This is a genomic window from Citrobacter sp. Igbk 14 (assembly GCF_028069825.1).
Lineage (GTDB): Bacteria > Pseudomonadota > Gammaproteobacteria > Enterobacterales > Enterobacteriaceae > Citrobacter.
Genome location: NZ_JANEWM010000035.1, coordinates 1 through 16,449 on the forward strand (window position 1 = coordinate 1; position 16,449 = coordinate 16,449).

Here is a 16,449-nt window from a genome sequence, read left to right on the forward strand (position 1 = left end):
GTTATTTATATATCATGCGACTGAAGCCGGTTTTCTGAATGACGATCGCGCAGCGTTGAATAAATAAAGGTGATGACAAACAGCAGGGAAAATAAAACGACAATCGTCGGCGCGGGGGCACTGTCGATGAAAAATGACAGGTATACACCCAGAAATGACGTTGCAACCGATATGGCGGTAGCCAGTAATAATGCCTGGGCGAACCTGCGTGTCATTAAAATCGCAATCGCACCGGGGGCAATTAACAAGGAGATCGACAAAATAATACCTACCGACTTTAGCGTCGCGACGATAGTCAGGGCGATCATACACAGCAGACCATAATGCAGCAGTGTGGTGTTAAGACCGCTGGCCTTTGCCTGGTGCGGATCGAATGCATGCAGTAGCAGATCTTTCCATTTGAGCCCGATGATAAGCGCTATCCCCAAAGCGATAACCGCAGTCTGCGCAATATCGCCCAGCGAAACGCCCAGCATGTCACCGAACAAAATATGGTCCAGATGAATTTCAGACTGGATTGACACATACAGCACCAGCCCGGCGCCAAACATACCGGAAAAGACGATCCCCATCAGGGTATCGCGCTTGATACGGCTGTTATCGTCAAGATACCCGGTGGCGACCGCGCAGAACAATCCGGCGACAAAAGCGCCAATCGCCAGCGGAATACCTGCAATCCAGGCCAGTACAATCCCCGGAAAGACCGCATGGCTCATGGCATCCCCCATCAGCGCCCAACCTTTCAATACCAAAAAGACCGACAGCAGTGCGCAGGGTACGGCGACGATAACTGAGATGGTCAGCGCATTGACCATAAAGCTGAACTGAAAGGGTTCCAGTAATGTGGTTAAGAACATGAGGACTCCTTGTTCACCCGTCGGGCGCGGCGGCGGTTTGCCAGCAGGCCGTGTTTGGGTGCAAACACGAACGCCAGCAGGAATAACAGCGTTTGCAGAACCACAATAATTCCTCCGGTTGCACCGTCCAGCCAGTAGCTTAGCCAGGCACCAAAAAAGCTGGTCAGGCTACCGATAGCGACTGCGATAGTGAGCAGGCGTGGAAAACGATCCGTCAGCAACCAGGCGGTCGCGCCAGGCGTGACCACCAGGCAAATGACCAGAAATGCGCCGACGGTTTGCAGTGCGGCAACGGTGGAAACGGAGAGCAGCGTAAAAAATAGCAGCTTCAGCCGACCTGGATTCAGACCGATAGAGCGTGCATGGTTTTCATCGAAAAAGACCACCATCAGGTCTTTCCACTTCAGCAGCAGGATGGTCAGTGAGATAACGCCGATGATCGCCAGTTGCAAAATATCTTCCGGCGCAATCGCCAGCACGTTGCCGAGAATAATGGTCTGGATGTTCACCGACATCGGATTGAGTGACACCATAAACAGCCCGATACCGAAGAAAGAGGAAAATATCAGCCCGATGATGGCATCTTCTTTCAGACGTGATCGCTGATTGAGAAACAGCATACTGCCCGCAGCCAGTCCCCCGGAAAGAAATGCCCCCAGCGCGAAGGGAAGCCCTAACATATAGGCCCCGGCAACACCGGGCACGATGGAATGCGATAGTGCATCGCCAATAAGCGACCAGCCTTTGAGCATCAGGTAGCACGAGAGGAACGCGCACAGGCCGCCGACCATCGCCGAAACCCACATGGCGTTGAGCATGTACTGGTAACCAAAAGGTTCTGTCAGCCAGTTCATGATTATTCCCCCTCGCGTGCCGCGCGACGCGAAATAAACGGGCGCTCATCATCGGTAATCACATGCTGCTCACCCCCGCTCAATGCGACATGACGCAGAACGCCGCTAAATGCCTGTTCAAGGTTCTCAGTGGTAAAGGTGGTATCAGTTGGGCCGCTTGCCAGCACGGTGCCTTTAATCATTACCGTGTAATCACAAAACTCGGTGACCGAGCCCAGGTTATGGGTGGAGACCAGCATGGTTCGGCCCTCATCGCGCAATTCGCGCAGCAGACCGATGATACGGGCCTCGGTTTTTACATCTACGCCGGTGAAGGGTTCATCCAGCAAAATGACCTGCCCATCTTGTGCAATGGCCCTTGCCAGGAAAACGCGTTTTTTCTGCCCACCGGAAAGTTCACCAATCTGGCGATGGCGGTATTCCAGCATATCGACCCGCGCCAGAGCAGCATCCACGCAGGCGTGATCGTGCGCCTTTGGCCGGCGCAGCCAGCCCATATGGCCAAAACGTCCCATCATGACCACATCTTCGACCAGCACCGGAAATGACCAGTCCACCTCTTCAGACTGGGGCACATACGCAATCAGATTCTGTTTTAGCGCCTTGCTGACCGGCTGTTGCAGGATAGAGATTTCCCCCTGTGCCAGCCGGACAAACCCCATCAACGCCTTAAACAGTGTTGATTTCCCGGAACCATTTACACCAACCAGCGCGGCAATCGAGCCGCCCGGAACCTGAAACGTGGCATCCCGCAGTGCGGTGTGGCCGTTGCGATACGTCACCGTAACCTGATTCACGGTAATCGCAGATTGACTCATGGTTGACTCCCAAGGCCGTTGTTGATGCCGTTAACAATAGTTTGTGTGGTGACGCGCAGTAGATCCAAATAGGTCGGGACCGGGCCGTCGGCAGCGCTGAGTGAATCGACGTACAGCACGCCGCCGTAATGTGCGCCAGACTCTCGGGCCACCTGACGCGCGGGTTTGTCGGACACGGTACTTTCGCTAAATACCGTGGGGATCTGATGCGCTCGTAGGGTATCGATCACCTTGCGTACCTGTTTCGGCGTACCTTGTTGATCGGCGTTGATCGGCCATAAGTACAGTTCTTTCAGATCGTTATCGCGTGCCAGATAAGAGAACGCCCCTTCGCTAGTGACCAGCCAGCGTTTATCGGCAGGAATTTTGGCAAGTTCAGCTTGTAGCGGCGCGAGCGTTTGCTTAATTTCCGCTTTATAGCGCTCGGCATTCTTCTGGTAGGTCGCCGCGTTTTCCGGGTTATATTTCATTAATGCATCGCGAATGTTATCCACGTAAATCAGTGCGTTGTCTGCTGACATCCAGGCATGTGGATTGGGTTTTCCATTGTATGGCCCTTCGCTGATGCCCATCGGTTGTACGCCGTTTGAGACCATCACTTCCGGTACGCCGGACAGATGTTGGTAGAAGCGGGCGAACCAGAGTTCCAGATTGAGACCATTTGAGAGAATTAACTGCGCACCCTGCGCCCGCTTAATGTCGCCTGGTGTGGGCTGGTATTCGTGAATTTCTGCTCCGGGCTTGGTAATTGAACTGACGTCCGCCGCATCGCCTGCCACATTGCTTGCCATATCAGCAATGATCGTAAACGTCGTGATGACCTTAAACTTTTCTTTCGCCCAGGCAGGTGACAGCGTAAGTGCCGTCAACAGGCTGGCAAGGAGAACTGATTTCAGACGAGGCAGATGCGGCATAGTATCCCTCACAATAAAGTGGTTAATTAATCATCGAATATAGCCTTTGCTATGTTATATAGCACATGGCATAAGTAAATGAAAATAATTCTTATTTGCGTAGGGTGCTAAGGATGTATCACCTTCAGGTAATAGTGCTGCGTATTTTTAAGGTGTATTATTTATGCAACTTAATTGTGGAGGTCTCATGTCCGGCAAACGTATTGCTCGTGAAAAAATGACGATCCAAAAAATGATCTCGCTGTACGAAAGCCAGTGTCCGGAAGCTTCAGATGAGCAGGGGCATTACGATGCGTTGTTTGCTTATGCGCAAAAGCGCCTGGATAAGTGCGTGTTTGGCGAGGAAAAACCGGCCTGCAAACAGTGCCCGGTACACTGCTATCAGCCAGCCAAACGGGAAGAGATGAGGCAAATTATGCGTTGGGCCGGGCCGAGAATGCTCTGGCGTCACCCGATTCTGACCATTCGCCATCTGATTGATGACAAGCGTCCAGTCCCGGAATTACCTGAGAAATATCAGCGCAAGAAGTAATCTGGTTATTTTGTGCCGGATGGCGGCGATGCCTTATCCGGCCTACAAGAGCAAGTGCACCGTCGCGTAGGCCCGATGAGCGTAGCGCCATCGGGCAATTTAACTATCCGGTACCGGATAGCGGTTACGCTTTGGTGGCAATAAGAATGGCCGAGGCTTTGATCAGCGCGATGACCCGGCTTCCCTGGCTCAGTTTCATCTCTTGCTGACTTTCGTTCGTCACGACCGCGACAATGTCAAAACCGGCATCAGTTTTGATGTGTACGGTGGCGTTAACGGCGCCTTCAGTTACCTGTGAAACGCTACCGGCAAATTGGTTGCGGGCAGAGAACTTCAGACCGCAGTCTTCAGTCGCCAGCGTCACCCACGGCGCTTTGATCAGCGCAATGGCTTCTTTTCCTTTCGCCAGACCCAGTGCCTGCTGACTGCTATGAGTCACAATCGCGACCAGTTTTGCGCCGCCAGCCAGCGTCAGTTCAACTTCATCATTCACTGCGCCAGTGGCAACTGCACTGACTGTACCGGTTAATTGATTACGTGCTGATACCGCCATACTGCCTCCTTTCGTTGAGTTATCACCCAGTATAGCCACAATGGCTAAACCAGCGCATCCTTATCAATACCTAATCGCTTCATCCGCGACAACAACGTGGTTCGTTTTAGCCCCAGTCGCTGCGCAGCACCTTTAGGACCGGCGACAACGCCATTGGTCTCTTTCAGTACCCGCATAATCAACTGGTATTCATCTTCGCCATCCTGTGCGACTTCAGTTGCGACCGGAGGCGGGGGCGTCTGCGTGGTGATATCCGGTAGGGATAATTGCAGCACGTTGCCTCGGGTCAGCAGAACGGCGCGTTCCACTACGTTTTCCAGTTCGCGGACGTTACCCGGCCACTCCATGCTGCTCAAGGTACGAAGCGCTTCGGCAGGAATACTGTCGATATTGCGCCCCATCCGGCGAGCGATTTTAAAGGTGAAGGCTTTCACCAGCAGTGGGATGTCTTCCGGGCGCTCGCGCAGCGGAGGTAAATGGATCGGGAAAACGTTCAACCGGTAATACAGATCGTTACGGAATTCTCGATCGGCAACCATCTTTTTCAGATCGCGGTTGGTGGCGGCGATCAACCGAACGTCGGTTTGGATCAGTTTGTTGCTGCCCAGGCGTTCAAATTCCTGCTCCTGAAGTACACGCAGTAACTTCGGCTGGAGTTCCAGCGGCATGTCACCGACTTCGTCGAGGAACAGGGAGCTTTTATCCGCCAGTTCGAAACGCCCAATTCGCTGTGTGCTGGCCCCGGTAAAGGCACCGCGCTCGTGACCAAACAGGTCGCTTTCCAGCAATCCGGCAGGCATTGCTGCGCAGTTCATCTTCACCATCCGACGGGCATTACGTCCACTCAGATTATGAATTGCTCTGGCGATCAGCTCTTTACCCGTACCTGTCTCACCCAGAATCAATACGGTACTGTCGCTTTGCGCCACCATTTCGACCTGTTTGAGTACGCTGTACATGGCTTCGCTGCGACCGATAATTTCGCCGAACTCACTGTCCACATTGTTCAGTTGCTCGGTCAACGCCAGGTTTTCATCGACCAGACGTTCTTTCAGGCGGTGTATCTCCTGATAGGCAAGCGCGTTATCTACCGCAATGGCTACGCGTTCGGCAATCTGGCGCAACAGTTTCAGGTTGGCGGTGGTGAAAACTTTTTCTTCACACTGCGCCAGTTTGAGCACGCCAAGCATCGTATTGCCGGACATCAGCGGCAGCAGGCACAGCGTTTGTAACTGGTTACCCCAGGTTTCGAACAGCATGCGTTCATACGGCGCAAGGGTATCGCGTTCGCTCAGGTTAATCAGCAGCATCTCTTTGCTGCGGAACACCCGCTCGGAAAGCGTGCCAGCTTCATCCACTTCACTTTGTTCGTGAGCTGGATGATTCTCATCCAGATAGTGGGTGGAGTAGATACTCAACTTATTTTTGCGATCGCTGCGTAATACGATGCTGATGGCATCAATATCGAAATAGTGGTGGATCTCTTTGGCGACTTCGCTGACCAGCTCGTCAATGTCCAGTCGGGAGAGTACCGCATTGGTGATAGCGACGAGGATACGAAAGTTGTCACGTTCGCGACACAGCAAATCGTAATCGACATTGTTGCTGACCCTGCTCTGAATTTGTTCCGCAACGACGCCGACTATTTGGGTGAAGGTCTGTAGCCGGTTGTACTCTTTTTCACTCCACGGGCGATCCTCGTTGCGGATAAATTCGCAGCCGCCAAAGATGCGTCCGTCCGCCGCCAGCGGCAGCAAACAGTAGTGACCAAATTCAGAATACAATCCGCCAGAGGCCAACTGTGGCCAGGTTTCTGAAAATTCATGATAGTTACAGTGCAGCGCATCGGGGCGAGACAGAATACGACGTACCGGACCGTGTGCCAGTACCGTTTCGTCTTCATAGTCGATGGGTTTACCATTTTCACGCGTCGCAAAATAACGCGCACGCTGCGTCTGTGCCTGCCATAACACAATAGCCGCGCAGTCAGCCAGCGCTGAACGCTTGACCAGCTGCGAAAGCGCCTCACTAAGAGACTGAAGATCGGGCTGCTGTAATAATGTACGAGTAATATCGAACAGGCCTTGCTGTCCGAGGTCACTCATCGGTGTATACGACATATTGCTTTTCCAGGGAAAACACCGCAGAACGGTGCGAAAACGGTAAATGAATTATAGGTATAAGTCGTAAATTATTGCCGGATGGGTCGGGTATTCAAACCATAGGCCTGATAAGCAAAGCGCCATCAGGCAGTAATACAGTGTTAATGCCGGATAACGACCCAAACGTGGTTTATCCGGCCAGGAACAGATTGCCAACCGGCTGCTAGCATATACGAGGCAGTGGCTCGGCGTGTGGTAAATCGAGGGTCCGTTTCACGCCGTACAGTCCGGCAAGGCGTACGCCTTTACGTTCAACCACTTCACCAATCAGCGCGGCATCGCGTCCTAAAGGATGGGCGTGGAGTGCGGCGAGTACGGCTTCAGCAGCCTGACGTTCAACGGCAATCACCAGCTTGCCTTCGTTGGCAAAGTTGAGTGCGTCCAGACCCAGCAGTTCGCAAACGCCACGCACGGCAGGTTTCACCGGCAGTGCCGCTTCAGACAGCTCAATGCCAAATCCGCAAGAGGCCGCAAATTCATGTGTTACTGCATTTACGCCGCCGCGGGTGGCATCACGCAGCGCTTTCACGCCAGGAATATCGCGTAGCGTCTGGATAAGCGGCGTTAACACCGCACAGTCGCTGACCAGTTCGCCATCAAGCCCCAACTGTTCGCGCAGGTTGAGGATAGTCGCACCGTGATCGCCAAGTGTACCACTCACCAGCAGCACATCACCCACGCTCAGGGTTTGCGCCCCCCAGTGAATATTGGCGGGAATTGCGCCCATACCGGCGGTGTTGATGAACAGTTTGTCCGCAGCGCCGCGCTGCACAACTTTGGTATCGCCGGTTACGATAGCAATACCCGCTTCACGGGCGGTTGCTGCCATGCTGTTCACGACGGTTTTCAGCGTGTCCATTGGCAGACCCTCTTCGAGGATAAAACCGCAGGAGAGGTAGCGCGGTATCGCGCCGCTGACCGCGACATCGTTAGCCGTACCGCAGATTGCCAGCTTGCCAATGTTGCCGCCGGGGAAGAACAGTGGGTCGATAACGTAGCTGTCCGTTGAAAACGCCAGACGATCGCCTTCTGCGACCAGTTGTGCCAGTTCCAGGCGCGCCTGATCTTCCTGTTCTGCCAGCCACGGGTTAGCAAAAGCTTCCATAAACAGACTGTTGATCAACTGCTGCATAGCCTGACCGCCGCTACCGTGGGCGAGTTGTACGCTGTTCATGCTTCACACTCCTGCTGACGATACTGATACCAGGCGGCACATGCGCCTTCGGAGGAGACCATCAGGGCACCAAATGCGGTCTCCGGGTTACAGGTTTTACCAAATAATGGGCACTGATGCGGTTTGCATCGGCCAGTCAGCACCTCCCCGCAACGTGCGCGCGGATCGTCATAGACCTGCTGCGGCGCTGGCTGGAAATGTGCTTCGGCGTCAAAGCGCTGATAGTCAGGCGTCAGGTGAACGCCGGATGATTCAATCACGCCCAGCCCCCGCCATTCGCTGTCACCGTTAACACTGAACACGTCGGCGATAGCCTGCTGGGCTAACGCGTTACCGGCATCCGGTACCACGCGACGATACTGGTTTTCGACCTGGCTTTGGGCCGCTATTTTCTGCTCAATCAGCATCACGACGCCTTGCAGCAGATCAAGCGGCTCGAAGCCGGCGACCACCAGCGGGCGATGGAAATCTGAGGCAATGAAATTATAGGCGTCAGTGCCAATCACCATACTGACGTGACCCGGTGCCAAAAAGGCGTCGATACCGTTGTCCGGCTGTTCCAGCAGGCTGCGCAGCGTTGGGATCAAGGTGATGTGCTGGCAGAAAAAGTAAAAGTTCTGCACATCGCGCTGTTTGGCCTGCTGCAGAGTTATGGCGGTTGTCGGCATGGTGGTTTCAAAACCCAGGCCAAAGAACACCACTTTGCGCGTTGGGTTTTCCTCGGCCAGTTTCAGTGCATCCATCGGGGAATAGACGATACGGACATCCGCGCCGCGTGCTTTGGCCTGTAGCAGTGAGCCCTGTTTTCCAGGGACGCGCATCGCGTCGCCAAAGGTGCAGAAAATCACTTCCGGGTGGCTGGCGATTTCGACACAGCTGTCAATTCTGCCCATCGGCAGAACGCACACCGGGCAGCCTGGACCGTGAATAAACTCCACATTTGCGGGCAGAAGCTGATCGAGGCCGAATTTAAAGATAGCGTGGGTATGACCACCACAAACTTCCATAATGCGCAGCGGGCGTTCAGCGGTGTAGGAGAGGTGAGCGGCACGCTCGCACAGATGCTCTATCAACTGCATCACCTGTTCTGGTGCGCGATATTCGTCAACAAAACGCATTTATTTTTCCTCGCCATACAGCAACGCGCCGACATCCGGCTCAACGTCAAACATGTTTTGCAGCGCGTCGAGCGTGTCGCGCGCTTCTGCTTCATTAATGATGCTCATGGCGAAACCGACGTGAACCAGTACCCACTGGCCCAGACGTGGCTCACCCTTTTCATCACAGCTCCCGACCAGCGTCAGATCGACGTCGCGCTGAATACCGCAAACATCGACCTTAGCCTGGTTGCCATCAATGGTGCGGATTTGACCCGGAACACCTATGCACATCGCTGATTCTCCAGCCATGACAGCCATTGATCCATCCCTTCGCCGCTGGTGGCGGAAATCAGGATGATTTCAATGTCCGGGTTCACTTCCCGGGCGCTGGCGATGCACTTCTCAACATCAAAATTAAGGTAAGGCAGCAGATCCACTTTGTTGAGCAGCATCAGTGATGCAGCAGCAAACATGTGCGGGTACTTCAGCGGCTTATCTTCGCCTTCGGTAACAGAGAGCACGGCGACTTTATGACGCTCGCCGAGGTCAAAGCTGGCTGGGCAGACCAGGTTACCAACGTTCTCAATGAACAGAATGCCATTGTCATCAAGCGGCAGACGTGGCGCAGCATCGGCAATCATTTGCGCATCAAGGTGGCAACCTTTACCGGTGTTGACCTGGATTGCGGGTGTGCCGGTGGCGCGAATACGAGCGGCATCGTTAACCGTCTGCTGGTCGCCTTCAATGACGGCACATGGCACACTGTCTTTCAGCTTCATCAGCGTTTCGGTCAGCAGCGTCGTTTTACCGGAGCCTGGGCTTGAGACAAGGTTCAGTACCAGATGCTGACGGGCAGCGAATCGGGCGCGGTTGCGCTCGGCCAGACGATTGTTTTTGTCCAGCACGTCTATTTCGACTTCCAGCATGCGGCGCTGGCTCATACCTGGCGCGTGAGTGCCTGCTTCACCGTGACCATAGTGCAGATCGCCTTCAGCGGTCTGGCTCGGTGCGAAACTGGAGGTTTTCACACCGGTAATATTCAGTGCCGGGCGAGCCGCCGGGGCAAATGGCGCGCTGCGGAACGCCGAGTGGGGGTTATGTTCATCACCCTCTATATATAGGTTGCCTTCAGCGCAACCACATGTCGTACACATCGCTCACTCCTGATCTTTATCTTGCGGTATATCTGTTGCCGGATGGCAGTTTTGCCTTATCCGGCCTACCAGAGGTGTCACCGGAATTAGTCTTCGGCGTCGCCTATTTCAATTCTTCGAATCTGTAAGCCGTCGTCGGCCACAATTCTCAGCATATCGCTATTGCATTGCGGACACCGACGCACGCGCTGCGTCAGCAACGTGACGTATTGCTGACAAGATTCGCACCAACATTCGGCTTCTTGTTCTTCGAGGTGGAGTTTACAACCTTCTGCAAGGGTGCCACGGCATACCAGATCAAAACAAAAGGCGAGAGCGCTGGTTTCTACGCAAGAAAATGCGCCAATTTTGAGCCAGACCCCAGTTACCCGCTTTGCGCCATGTTGGGTGGCCTGTTGTTCAATCAATTCCAGTGCCCGTTGGCAGAGGGTTATTTCGTGCATATCGCCTCCTAAGATGTTGCCGTTTTAAAAGCAATAAACATGCCAGGTTGAATTTTCACGTTCGTGACAATGTCGACGATGACGAAATGACATGTCGTCATCGCGTCATAAATTCATAACAGCATGAAAACAAACAAAATTAATTTTGGCATGAAATGTGCTTAAGGCTGTTCATCTCTGCTAAACGGGTAACCTGACATGACTATTTGGGAAATAAGCGAAAAAGCCGATTACATCGCTGAACGGCATCGTCGCCTACAGGACCAGTGGCGTATCTACTGCAACTCGCTGGTTCAGGGGATCACCCTGTCAAAAGCGCGTTTGCATCATGCGATGAGCTGCGCGCCGGACAAGGATTTGTGCTTTGTCCTTTTTGAACACTTCACTATCTACGTCACGCTGGCGGACGGCTTTAACAGCCACACCATCGAGTACTACGTTGAAACGAAAGACGGTGATGATAAGCAACTGATTGCACAGGCAGAGTTGACCCTCGACGGGCAGATCGATGAGCGCATCAGCAACCGCGATCGCGAGCAAGTGCTGGAGCACTATCTCGAAAAAATCGCCAGTGTCTACGACAGCTTGTACACCGCGGTTGAAAACAATATGCCGGTGAATTTAAGCCAGCTGGTTGAAGGACATAACCCGGCTTAAGCCTCGGGTGTTGCCCACTTGAGTCATGATGCGGTTTGCTCTGCATCACGACGGTTTAGGGAATGGGCATGTCGAAAAATGTCGAAATGACATTTGCCAGACATGTTTTCGTCAAAAATGACTATCACCTGAGGAATGCCTGGTGAATCGTTTTGTAATTGCTGACTCCACTCTTTGCATTGGCTGCCACACCTGTGAGGCCGCCTGCTCAGAGACACATCGCCAGCATGGCCTGCAGTCAATGCCGCGCCTGAAAGTGATGTTAAATGAAAAAGAATCTGCACCGCAGCTTTGCCACCAGTGTGAAGATGCGCCTTGTGCCACAGTTTGCCCGGTTAATGCCATTAACCGTGTCGATGGCGCCGTACAGCTGAATGAAAGTCTGTGCGTCAGCTGCAAATTGTGCGGGATCGCCTGTCCGTTCGGCGCGATTGAGTTTTCCGGCAGCCGTCCGCTGCACATCCCGGCGAACGCCAATACGCCAAAAGCGCCCCCGGCTCCGCCGGCTCCTGCGCGTGTGAGCACGCTGCTGGACTGGGTACCGGGCGTTCGTGCCATCGCGGTGAAATGCGATCTGTGTAGTTTTGACGAGCAAGGTCCGGCCTGCGTACGCATGTGCCCGACCAAAGCCCTGCACCTGGTGAGTAACATCGATATCGCACGCGCCAGTAAACGTAAGCGTGAGCTGACTTTCAATACCGATTTCGGCGATCTCACCTTGTTTCAGCAGGCTCAGAGTGGAGATGCAAAATGAGCGCAATTTCACTGATTAACAGCGGCGTGGCCTGGTTTACGGCGGCTGCGGTTTTGGCATTTCTGTTTTCGTTTCATAAATCGCTGAGCGGCTGGATTGCTGGGGTTGGCGGTGCGGTAGGCAGCCTGTGTACCGCAGCCGCCGGTTTTACCGTTCTGACCAATGCGCTGGCGGTGACTGGCGTGATGCCGTTTATCGGTCACAGTCTGCAAGTGACGCCGCTGAATGCTATCTGGCTGATTACGCTGGGCCTGTGCGGCCTGTTTGTCAGCCTGTACAACATTGACTGGCATCGTCATCCGCAGGTGAAGGCTAACGGCCTGCTGGTGAATCTGCTGATGGCCGCGGCAGTGTGCGCAGTGGTTGCCAGCAACCTCGGTACGCTGGTGGTGATGGCAGAAATCATGGCGCTGTGCGCGGTGTTCCTGACTGGCTGCAGCAAAGAAGGCAAGCTGTGGTTTGCGCTGGGGCGTATCGGTACGCTGCTGCTGGCGCTCGCGTGTTATCTGGTGTGGCAACGCTACGGCACCCTGGAGCTGCGTCTGCTTGACCTGCGTACCCAGGAGCTGCCGCTCGGCTCCGATATCTGGCTGCTGGGCGTGGCGGGCTTTGGCTTGTTGGCAGGGATTATCCCGCTGCACGGTTGGGTGCCTCAGGCACATGCTAACGCCAGCGCGCCGGCGGCGGCATTGTTCTCTACCGTGGTTATGAAAGTCGGTTTGCTGGGCATTCTCTCCCTGTCGCTGCTGGGCGGTAACGCGCCGCTGTGGTGGGGCGTTACGCTGCTGGTGTTAGGCATGATCACCGCGTTTGTCGGTGGGTTGTATGCGCTGATGGAACATAACATCCAGCGTCTGCTGGCGTACCACACGCTGGAAAACATCGGCATTATTCTGCTGGGGCTGGGTGCTGGCGTGACCGGGATTTCCCTCAATCAACCGGCACTGATTGCGCTGGGTCTGACCGGCGGTCTGTATCATCTGGTTAACCACAGTTTGTTCAAAAGCGTCCTGTTCCTGGGCGCGGGCAGCATCTGGTTCCGTACCGGTCATCGTGATATCGAAAAACTGGGCGGGATCGGTAAACGCATGCCGGTGATTTCTCTGGCGATGCTGGTTGGTCTGATGGCGATGGCAGCACTGCCGCCGCTGAACGGTTTTGCCGGTGAGTGGGTTATCTATCAATCCTTCTTTAAGCTCGGCAACAGTGGCGCTTTTGTCGGCAGTTTGTTAGGGCCGTTGCTGGCGGTCGGGCTGGCGATTACCGGCGCACTGGCGGTGATGTGTATGGCGAAAGTCTATGGCGTTACGTTCCTTGGCGCACCGCGCACGAAGGAAGCTGAAAACGCCTGCTGCGCGCCAATCCTGATGGGCGTGAGCGTGGTTGCGCTGGCTATCTGCTGCGTGATTGGCGGTGTGGCTGCACCGTGGCTGCTGCCGATGATTTCCTCTGCTGTTCCGCTGCCGCTGGAAACCGCGAACACCACCGTTTCTCAGCCAATGATCACGCTGCTGCTGATTGCGTGTCCGCTGCTGCCGTTCATCATCATGGCTATTTTCAAAGGCAACCGTCTGCCGTCGCGTTCACGTGGTGCGGCATGGGTGTGTGGTTACGATCACGAGCAGTCAATGGTCATTACCGCACATGGCTTTGCCATGCCGGTGAAAGAAGCCTTTGCCCCGGTACTCAAACTGCGTAAATGGCTGAACCCGGTATCACTGGTTCCGGGCTGGCAGAATGCAGCTGCACCCGTGCTGTTCCGTCGCCTGGCGCTGATTGAGCTGGCGGTGCTGGTGGTGATTGTGGTTTCACGAGGAGCCTGAGAATGAGTGTTTTGTATCCGTTAATTCAGGCGCTGGTGCTGTTTGCCGTTGCGCCGCTGCTGTCCGGTATTACCCGCGTGGCGCGTGCGCGTTTGCACAACCGTCGCGGTCCAGGCGTGTTGCAGGAATACCGCGACATTATCAAACTGCTGGGCCGCCAGAGCATTGCGCCTGCGGATTCCAGCTGGGTTTTCCGCCTGACGCCGTTTGTGATGGTGGGCGTGATGCTGACTATCGCCACCGCGCTGCCGGTGGTGACCGTGGGTTCTCCGCTGCCGCAGCTGGGTGATTTGATAACCTTAATCTACCTGTTCGCGATTGCCCGTTTCTTCTTTTCTATCGCCGGTCTGGATACCGGTAGCCCGTTCACCGCAATCGGCGCCAGCCGTGAAGCGATGCTCGGCGTACTGGTTGAACCTATCCTGCTGCTGGGTCTGTGGGTCGCGGCGCAGGTTGCAGGCTCAACGCATATCAGCAATATCGCCGATACCGTTTATCACTGGCCTGCGGCGCGCAGTATCCCGCTGATTCTGGCGCTGTGCGCCTGTGCCTTCGCCACCTTTATCGAAATGGGCAAACTGCCGTTTGACCTGGCGGAAGCAGAACAGGAACTGCAGGAAGGTCCACTGACCGAATACAGCGGCAGCGGTTTTGCGGTGCTGAAATGGGGCATTAGCCTCAAACAGTTGGTGGTTCTGCAAATGTTCGTCGGCGTATTCCTGCCGTGGGGACAGATGGAAACCTTCACCGCGGGTGGGTTGCTGCTGGCGCTGGTGATTGCCATCGTCAAGTTGGTCCTCGGCGTGCTGGTCATCGCCCTGTTCGAAAACAGCATGGCGCGTCTGCGTTTTTGCGCCACTTCACGCGTGACCTGGGCCGGTTTTGGGTTTGCGTTTTTAGCGTTCGTCTCCTTGCTGGTGGCGTGATTTAAGAGAGTTTGAGCATGTCTGAAGAAAAATTAGGTCAACACTATCTCGCCGCACTGCACCAGGCCTTTCCGGGTGTGGTGTTGGATGAAGCCTGGCAGACCAAAGATCAGCTGACAATTACCGTCAAAGTGAACTATCTGCCGGAAGTGGTGGAGTTCCTGTACTACAAACAGGGCGGTTGGTTGTCCGTACTGTTTGGTAACGACGAACGCCAGTTGTGCGGTCATTACGCCGTTTACTACGTGATGTCGATGGAGCAGGGTACCAAGTGCTGGATAACCGTCCGCGTTGAAGTTGATGCCAATAAACTGGAGTTCCCGTCCGTCACGCCGCGCGTTCCAGCAGCGGTCTGGGGCGAGCGTGAAGTGCGCGACATGTACGGTTTGATCCCGGTTGGTTTACCGGATGAGCGCCGTCTGGTGTTACCGGATGACTGGCCGGACGAACTCTATCCGCTGCGTAAAGACAGCATGGATTATCGTCAGCGCCCGGCGCCGACTACCGATGCTGAAACCTACGAGTTCATCAACGAACTGGGCGACAAGAAAAATAACGTGGTGCCGATTGGCCCGTTGCACGTCACCTCCGATGAACCCGGTCACTTCCGCCTGTTTGTTGACGGCGAGAACATTATCGACGCCGATTACCGTCTGTTCTATGTCCACCGCGGCATGGAGAAACTGGCGGAAACCCGTATGGGTTATAACGAAGTGACATTCCTGTCGGACCGTGTTTGCGGCATCTGTGGTTTTGCCCACAGTACTGCGTATACCACGTCCGTTGAGAATGCGATGGGCATCGTGGTGCCGGAACGTGCACAGATGATCCGCGCCATTCTGCTGGAAGTTGAACGTCTGCACTCGCACCTGCTGAACCTCGGTCTTGCCTGTCACTTTACCGGCTTCGATTCGGGCTTCATGCAATTCTTCCGTGTACGTGAAACGTCCATGAAAATGGCGGAAATTCTCACCGGGGCGCGTAAAACGTACGGTCTGAACCTGATAGGCGGGATCCGTCGTGACCTGCTGAAAGAAGACATGATCCAGACCCGTCAACTGGCGCAGCAAATGCGTCGTGATGTTCAGGAACTGGTCGACATGCTGCTCAGCACGCCGAACATGGAACAGCGTACCGTTGGCATTGGTCGTCTGGACCCGGAAATTGCCCGTGACTTCAGTAACGTTGGCCCAATGGTTCGCGCCAGCGGTCACGCGCGTGATACCCGCGCAGACCACCCGTTCGTAGGCTACGGTCTGCTGCCGATGGAAGTCCACAGCGAGCAAGGTTGTGACGTCATTTCTCGTCTGAAAGTCCGTATCAATGAAGTCTATACCGCACTGAACATGATCGACTTTGGTTTGGATAACCTGCCAGGCGGCCCGCTGGCGGTGGAAGGCTTTACCTATATTCCTCACCGCTTCGCGCTGGGCTTTGCCGAAGCGCCACGTGGGGATGATATCCACTGGAGCATGACTGGCGACAACCAGAAACTGTACCGCTGGCGCTGCCGTGCAGCCACTTATGCTAACTGGCCGACGCTGCGTTACATGCTGCGTGGTAACACCGTTTCCGATGCTCCGCTGATTATCGGTAGCCTCGATCCTTGCTATTCCTGTACTGACCGTATGACCGTGGTCGATGTGCGTAAGAAGAAGAGCAAAGTCGTACCGTACAAAGAACTTGAGCGCTACAGCATCGAGCGTAAAAACTCGCCGCTGAAATAAG

The 16,449-nt window shown here is 54.7% G+C and carries 17 protein-coding genes; 6 read left to right on the top strand and 11 right to left on the bottom strand.

Annotated features, from left to right (window positions below):
* Window positions 1-5 precede the first annotated feature (5 nt).
* Genes sitD through NNN64_RS14435 form a run of 4 tightly spaced genes read right to left on the bottom strand, consistent with a single transcriptional unit; the run spans window position 6 to window position 3,443 of the window.
* Window positions 6-857, bottom strand: coding sequence for an iron/manganese ABC transporter permease subunit SitD (sitD, locus tag NNN64_RS14420; protein ID WP_271441801.1), 852 nt, complete (start codon window positions 855-857; stop codon window positions 6-8).
* Window positions 848-1,711: an iron/manganese ABC transporter permease subunit SitC gene (gene sitC / locus NNN64_RS14425; protein ID WP_202037915.1), complete on the bottom strand. Its 864-nt coding sequence runs from the start codon at window positions 1,709-1,711 to the stop codon at window positions 848-850. The genes sitD and sitC overlap by 10 nt, the downstream gene beginning before the upstream one ends.
* Before the next feature lie 2 nt (window positions 1,712-1,713).
* Entirely contained in the window at window positions 1,714-2,529 is an 816-nt protein-coding gene (gene sitB / locus NNN64_RS14430) for an iron/manganese ABC transporter ATP-binding protein SitB (protein WP_271441802.1), read from the bottom strand.
* Window positions 2,526-3,443, bottom strand: coding sequence for a metal ABC transporter substrate-binding protein (locus NNN64_RS14435; RefSeq protein ID WP_271441803.1), 918 nt, complete (start codon window positions 3,441-3,443; stop codon window positions 2,526-2,528). Before NNN64_RS14435 ends, sitB begins: the two co-directional genes overlap by 4 nt.
* A gap of 187 nt (window positions 3,444-3,630) precedes the next feature.
* On the opposite strand from NNN64_RS14435, the gene NNN64_RS14440 reads away from it, so the two are divergent.
* A complete protein-coding gene (locus tag NNN64_RS14440) occupies window positions 3,631-3,975 on the top strand; it encodes a nitrous oxide-stimulated promoter family protein (RefSeq protein ID WP_271441804.1) in 345 nt (114 codons plus the stop codon).
* Between the two features lie 124 nt (window positions 3,976-4,099).
* Here NNN64_RS14440 and NNN64_RS14445 read toward each other — a convergent pair whose 3' ends face one another.
* The 7 genes from NNN64_RS14445 to hypA form a co-directional block, all read right to left on the bottom strand.
* Window positions 4,100-4,528, bottom strand: a complete 429-nt coding sequence (locus NNN64_RS14445) for a TOBE domain-containing protein (RefSeq protein ID WP_003037421.1) — start codon at window positions 4,526-4,528, stop codon at window positions 4,100-4,102.
* Between the two features lie 44 nt (window positions 4,529-4,572).
* Entirely contained in the window at window positions 4,573-6,648 is a 2,076-nt protein-coding gene (gene flhA, locus NNN64_RS14450) for a formate hydrogenlyase transcriptional activator FlhA (RefSeq protein WP_137382770.1), read from the bottom strand.
* A gap of 205 nt (window positions 6,649-6,853) precedes the next feature.
* The gene (hypE, locus tag NNN64_RS14455; RefSeq protein ID WP_061068461.1) at window positions 6,854-7,864 is read right to left on the bottom strand and encodes a hydrogenase maturation carbamoyl dehydratase HypE; all 1,011 of its coding nucleotides are present in this window, start codon (window positions 7,862-7,864) and stop codon (window positions 6,854-6,856) included.
* Window positions 7,861-8,982, bottom strand: a complete 1,122-nt coding sequence (gene hypD / locus NNN64_RS14460) for a hydrogenase formation protein HypD (protein WP_137382771.1) — start codon at window positions 8,980-8,982, stop codon at window positions 7,861-7,863. Before hypD ends, hypE begins: the two co-directional genes overlap by 4 nt.
* Window positions 8,983-9,255, bottom strand: coding sequence for a hydrogenase 3 maturation protein HypC (gene hypC, locus NNN64_RS14465; protein ID WP_061068460.1), 273 nt, complete (start codon window positions 9,253-9,255; stop codon window positions 8,983-8,985).
* A complete protein-coding gene (gene hypB / locus NNN64_RS14470) occupies window positions 9,246-10,118 on the bottom strand; it encodes a hydrogenase nickel incorporation protein HypB (protein ID WP_124020831.1) in 873 nt (290 codons plus the stop codon). The genes hypC and hypB overlap by 10 nt, the downstream gene beginning before the upstream one ends.
* Before the next feature lie 86 nt (window positions 10,119-10,204).
* Complete coding sequence (gene hypA, locus NNN64_RS14475) at window positions 10,205-10,561, bottom strand: hydrogenase maturation nickel metallochaperone HypA (RefSeq protein ID WP_101741655.1); 357 nt, start codon at window positions 10,559-10,561, stop codon at window positions 10,205-10,207.
* A gap of 198 nt (window positions 10,562-10,759) precedes the next feature.
* On the opposite strand from hypA, the gene hycA reads away from it, so the two are divergent.
* The 5 genes from hycA to hycE all read left to right on the top strand — a co-directional run bounded on the left by hycA (window position 10,760) and on the right by hycE (window position 16,448).
* The gene (hycA, locus tag NNN64_RS14480; protein WP_271441805.1) at window positions 10,760-11,218 is read left to right on the top strand and encodes a formate hydrogenlyase regulator HycA; all 459 of its coding nucleotides are present in this window, start codon (window positions 10,760-10,762) and stop codon (window positions 11,216-11,218) included.
* 142 nt (window positions 11,219-11,360) lie between these two features.
* Window positions 11,361-11,972: a formate hydrogenlyase subunit HycB gene (gene hycB / locus NNN64_RS14485; protein ID WP_271441806.1), complete on the top strand. Its 612-nt coding sequence runs from the start codon at window positions 11,361-11,363 to the stop codon at window positions 11,970-11,972.
* Window positions 11,969-13,795, top strand: coding sequence for a formate hydrogenlyase subunit 3 (gene hycC / locus NNN64_RS14490; RefSeq protein WP_137382774.1), 1,827 nt, complete (start codon window positions 11,969-11,971; stop codon window positions 13,793-13,795). The genes hycB and hycC overlap by 4 nt, the downstream gene beginning before the upstream one ends.
* 2 nt (window positions 13,796-13,797) lie before the next feature.
* Window positions 13,798-14,721 carry a respiratory chain complex I subunit 1 family protein gene (locus NNN64_RS14495; RefSeq protein ID WP_271441807.1) on the top strand — a complete coding sequence of 308 codons (924 nt, stop codon included), beginning with the start codon at window positions 13,798-13,800 and terminating at the stop codon, window positions 14,719-14,721.
* 17 nt (window positions 14,722-14,738) lie between these two features.
* Window positions 14,739-16,448: a formate hydrogenlyase subunit HycE gene (gene hycE / locus NNN64_RS14500; protein WP_202037928.1), complete on the top strand. Its 1,710-nt coding sequence runs from the start codon at window positions 14,739-14,741 to the stop codon at window positions 16,446-16,448.
* Window position 16,449: the final 1 nt, after the last annotated feature.

What these genes read in the sequence shown, in the direction of transcription:
- hycC (WP_137382774.1), top strand. Translation starts at nt 11,969, where the DNA reads ATGAGCGCAATTTCACTGATTAACAGCGGCGTGGCCTGGTTTACGGCG.
- hypB (WP_124020831.1), bottom strand. Translation starts at nt 10,118, where the DNA reads ATGTGTACGACATGTGGTTGCGCTGAAGGCAACCTATATATAGAGGGT.
- sitB (WP_271441802.1), bottom strand. Translation starts at nt 2,529, where the DNA reads ATGAGTCAATCTGCGATTACCGTGAATCAGGTTACGGTGACGTATCGC.
- NNN64_RS14495 (WP_271441807.1), top strand. Translation starts at nt 13,798, where the DNA reads ATGAGTGTTTTGTATCCGTTAATTCAGGCGCTGGTGCTGTTTGCCGTT.
- hycA (WP_271441805.1), top strand. Translation starts at nt 10,760, where the DNA reads ATGACTATTTGGGAAATAAGCGAAAAAGCCGATTACATCGCTGAACGG.
- NNN64_RS14440 (WP_271441804.1), top strand. Translation starts at nt 3,631, where the DNA reads ATGTCCGGCAAACGTATTGCTCGTGAAAAAATGACGATCCAAAAAATG.
- hypE (WP_061068461.1), bottom strand. Translation starts at nt 7,864, where the DNA reads ATGAACAGCGTACAACTCGCCCACGGTAGCGGCGGTCAGGCTATGCAG.
- sitC (WP_202037915.1), bottom strand. Translation starts at nt 1,711, where the DNA reads ATGAACTGGCTGACAGAACCTTTTGGTTACCAGTACATGCTCAACGCC.
- sitD (WP_271441801.1), bottom strand. Translation starts at nt 857, where the DNA reads ATGTTCTTAACCACATTACTGGAACCCTTTCAGTTCAGCTTTATGGTC.
- NNN64_RS14435 (WP_271441803.1), bottom strand. Translation starts at nt 3,443, where the DNA reads ATGCCGCATCTGCCTCGTCTGAAATCAGTTCTCCTTGCCAGCCTGTTG.
- hypC (WP_061068460.1), bottom strand. Translation starts at nt 9,255, where the DNA reads ATGTGCATAGGTGTTCCGGGTCAAATCCGCACCATTGATGGCAACCAG.
- flhA (WP_137382770.1), bottom strand. Translation starts at nt 6,648, where the DNA reads ATGTCGTATACACCGATGAGTGACCTCGGACAGCAAGGCCTGTTCGAT.
- hypA (WP_101741655.1), bottom strand. Translation starts at nt 10,561, where the DNA reads ATGCACGAAATAACCCTCTGCCAACGGGCACTGGAATTGATTGAACAA.
- hypD (WP_137382771.1), bottom strand. Translation starts at nt 8,982, where the DNA reads ATGCGTTTTGTTGACGAATATCGCGCACCAGAACAGGTGATGCAGTTG.
- hycE (WP_202037928.1), top strand. Translation starts at nt 14,739, where the DNA reads ATGTCTGAAGAAAAATTAGGTCAACACTATCTCGCCGCACTGCACCAG.
- NNN64_RS14445 (WP_003037421.1), bottom strand. Translation starts at nt 4,528, where the DNA reads ATGGCGGTATCAGCACGTAATCAATTAACCGGTACAGTCAGTGCAGTT.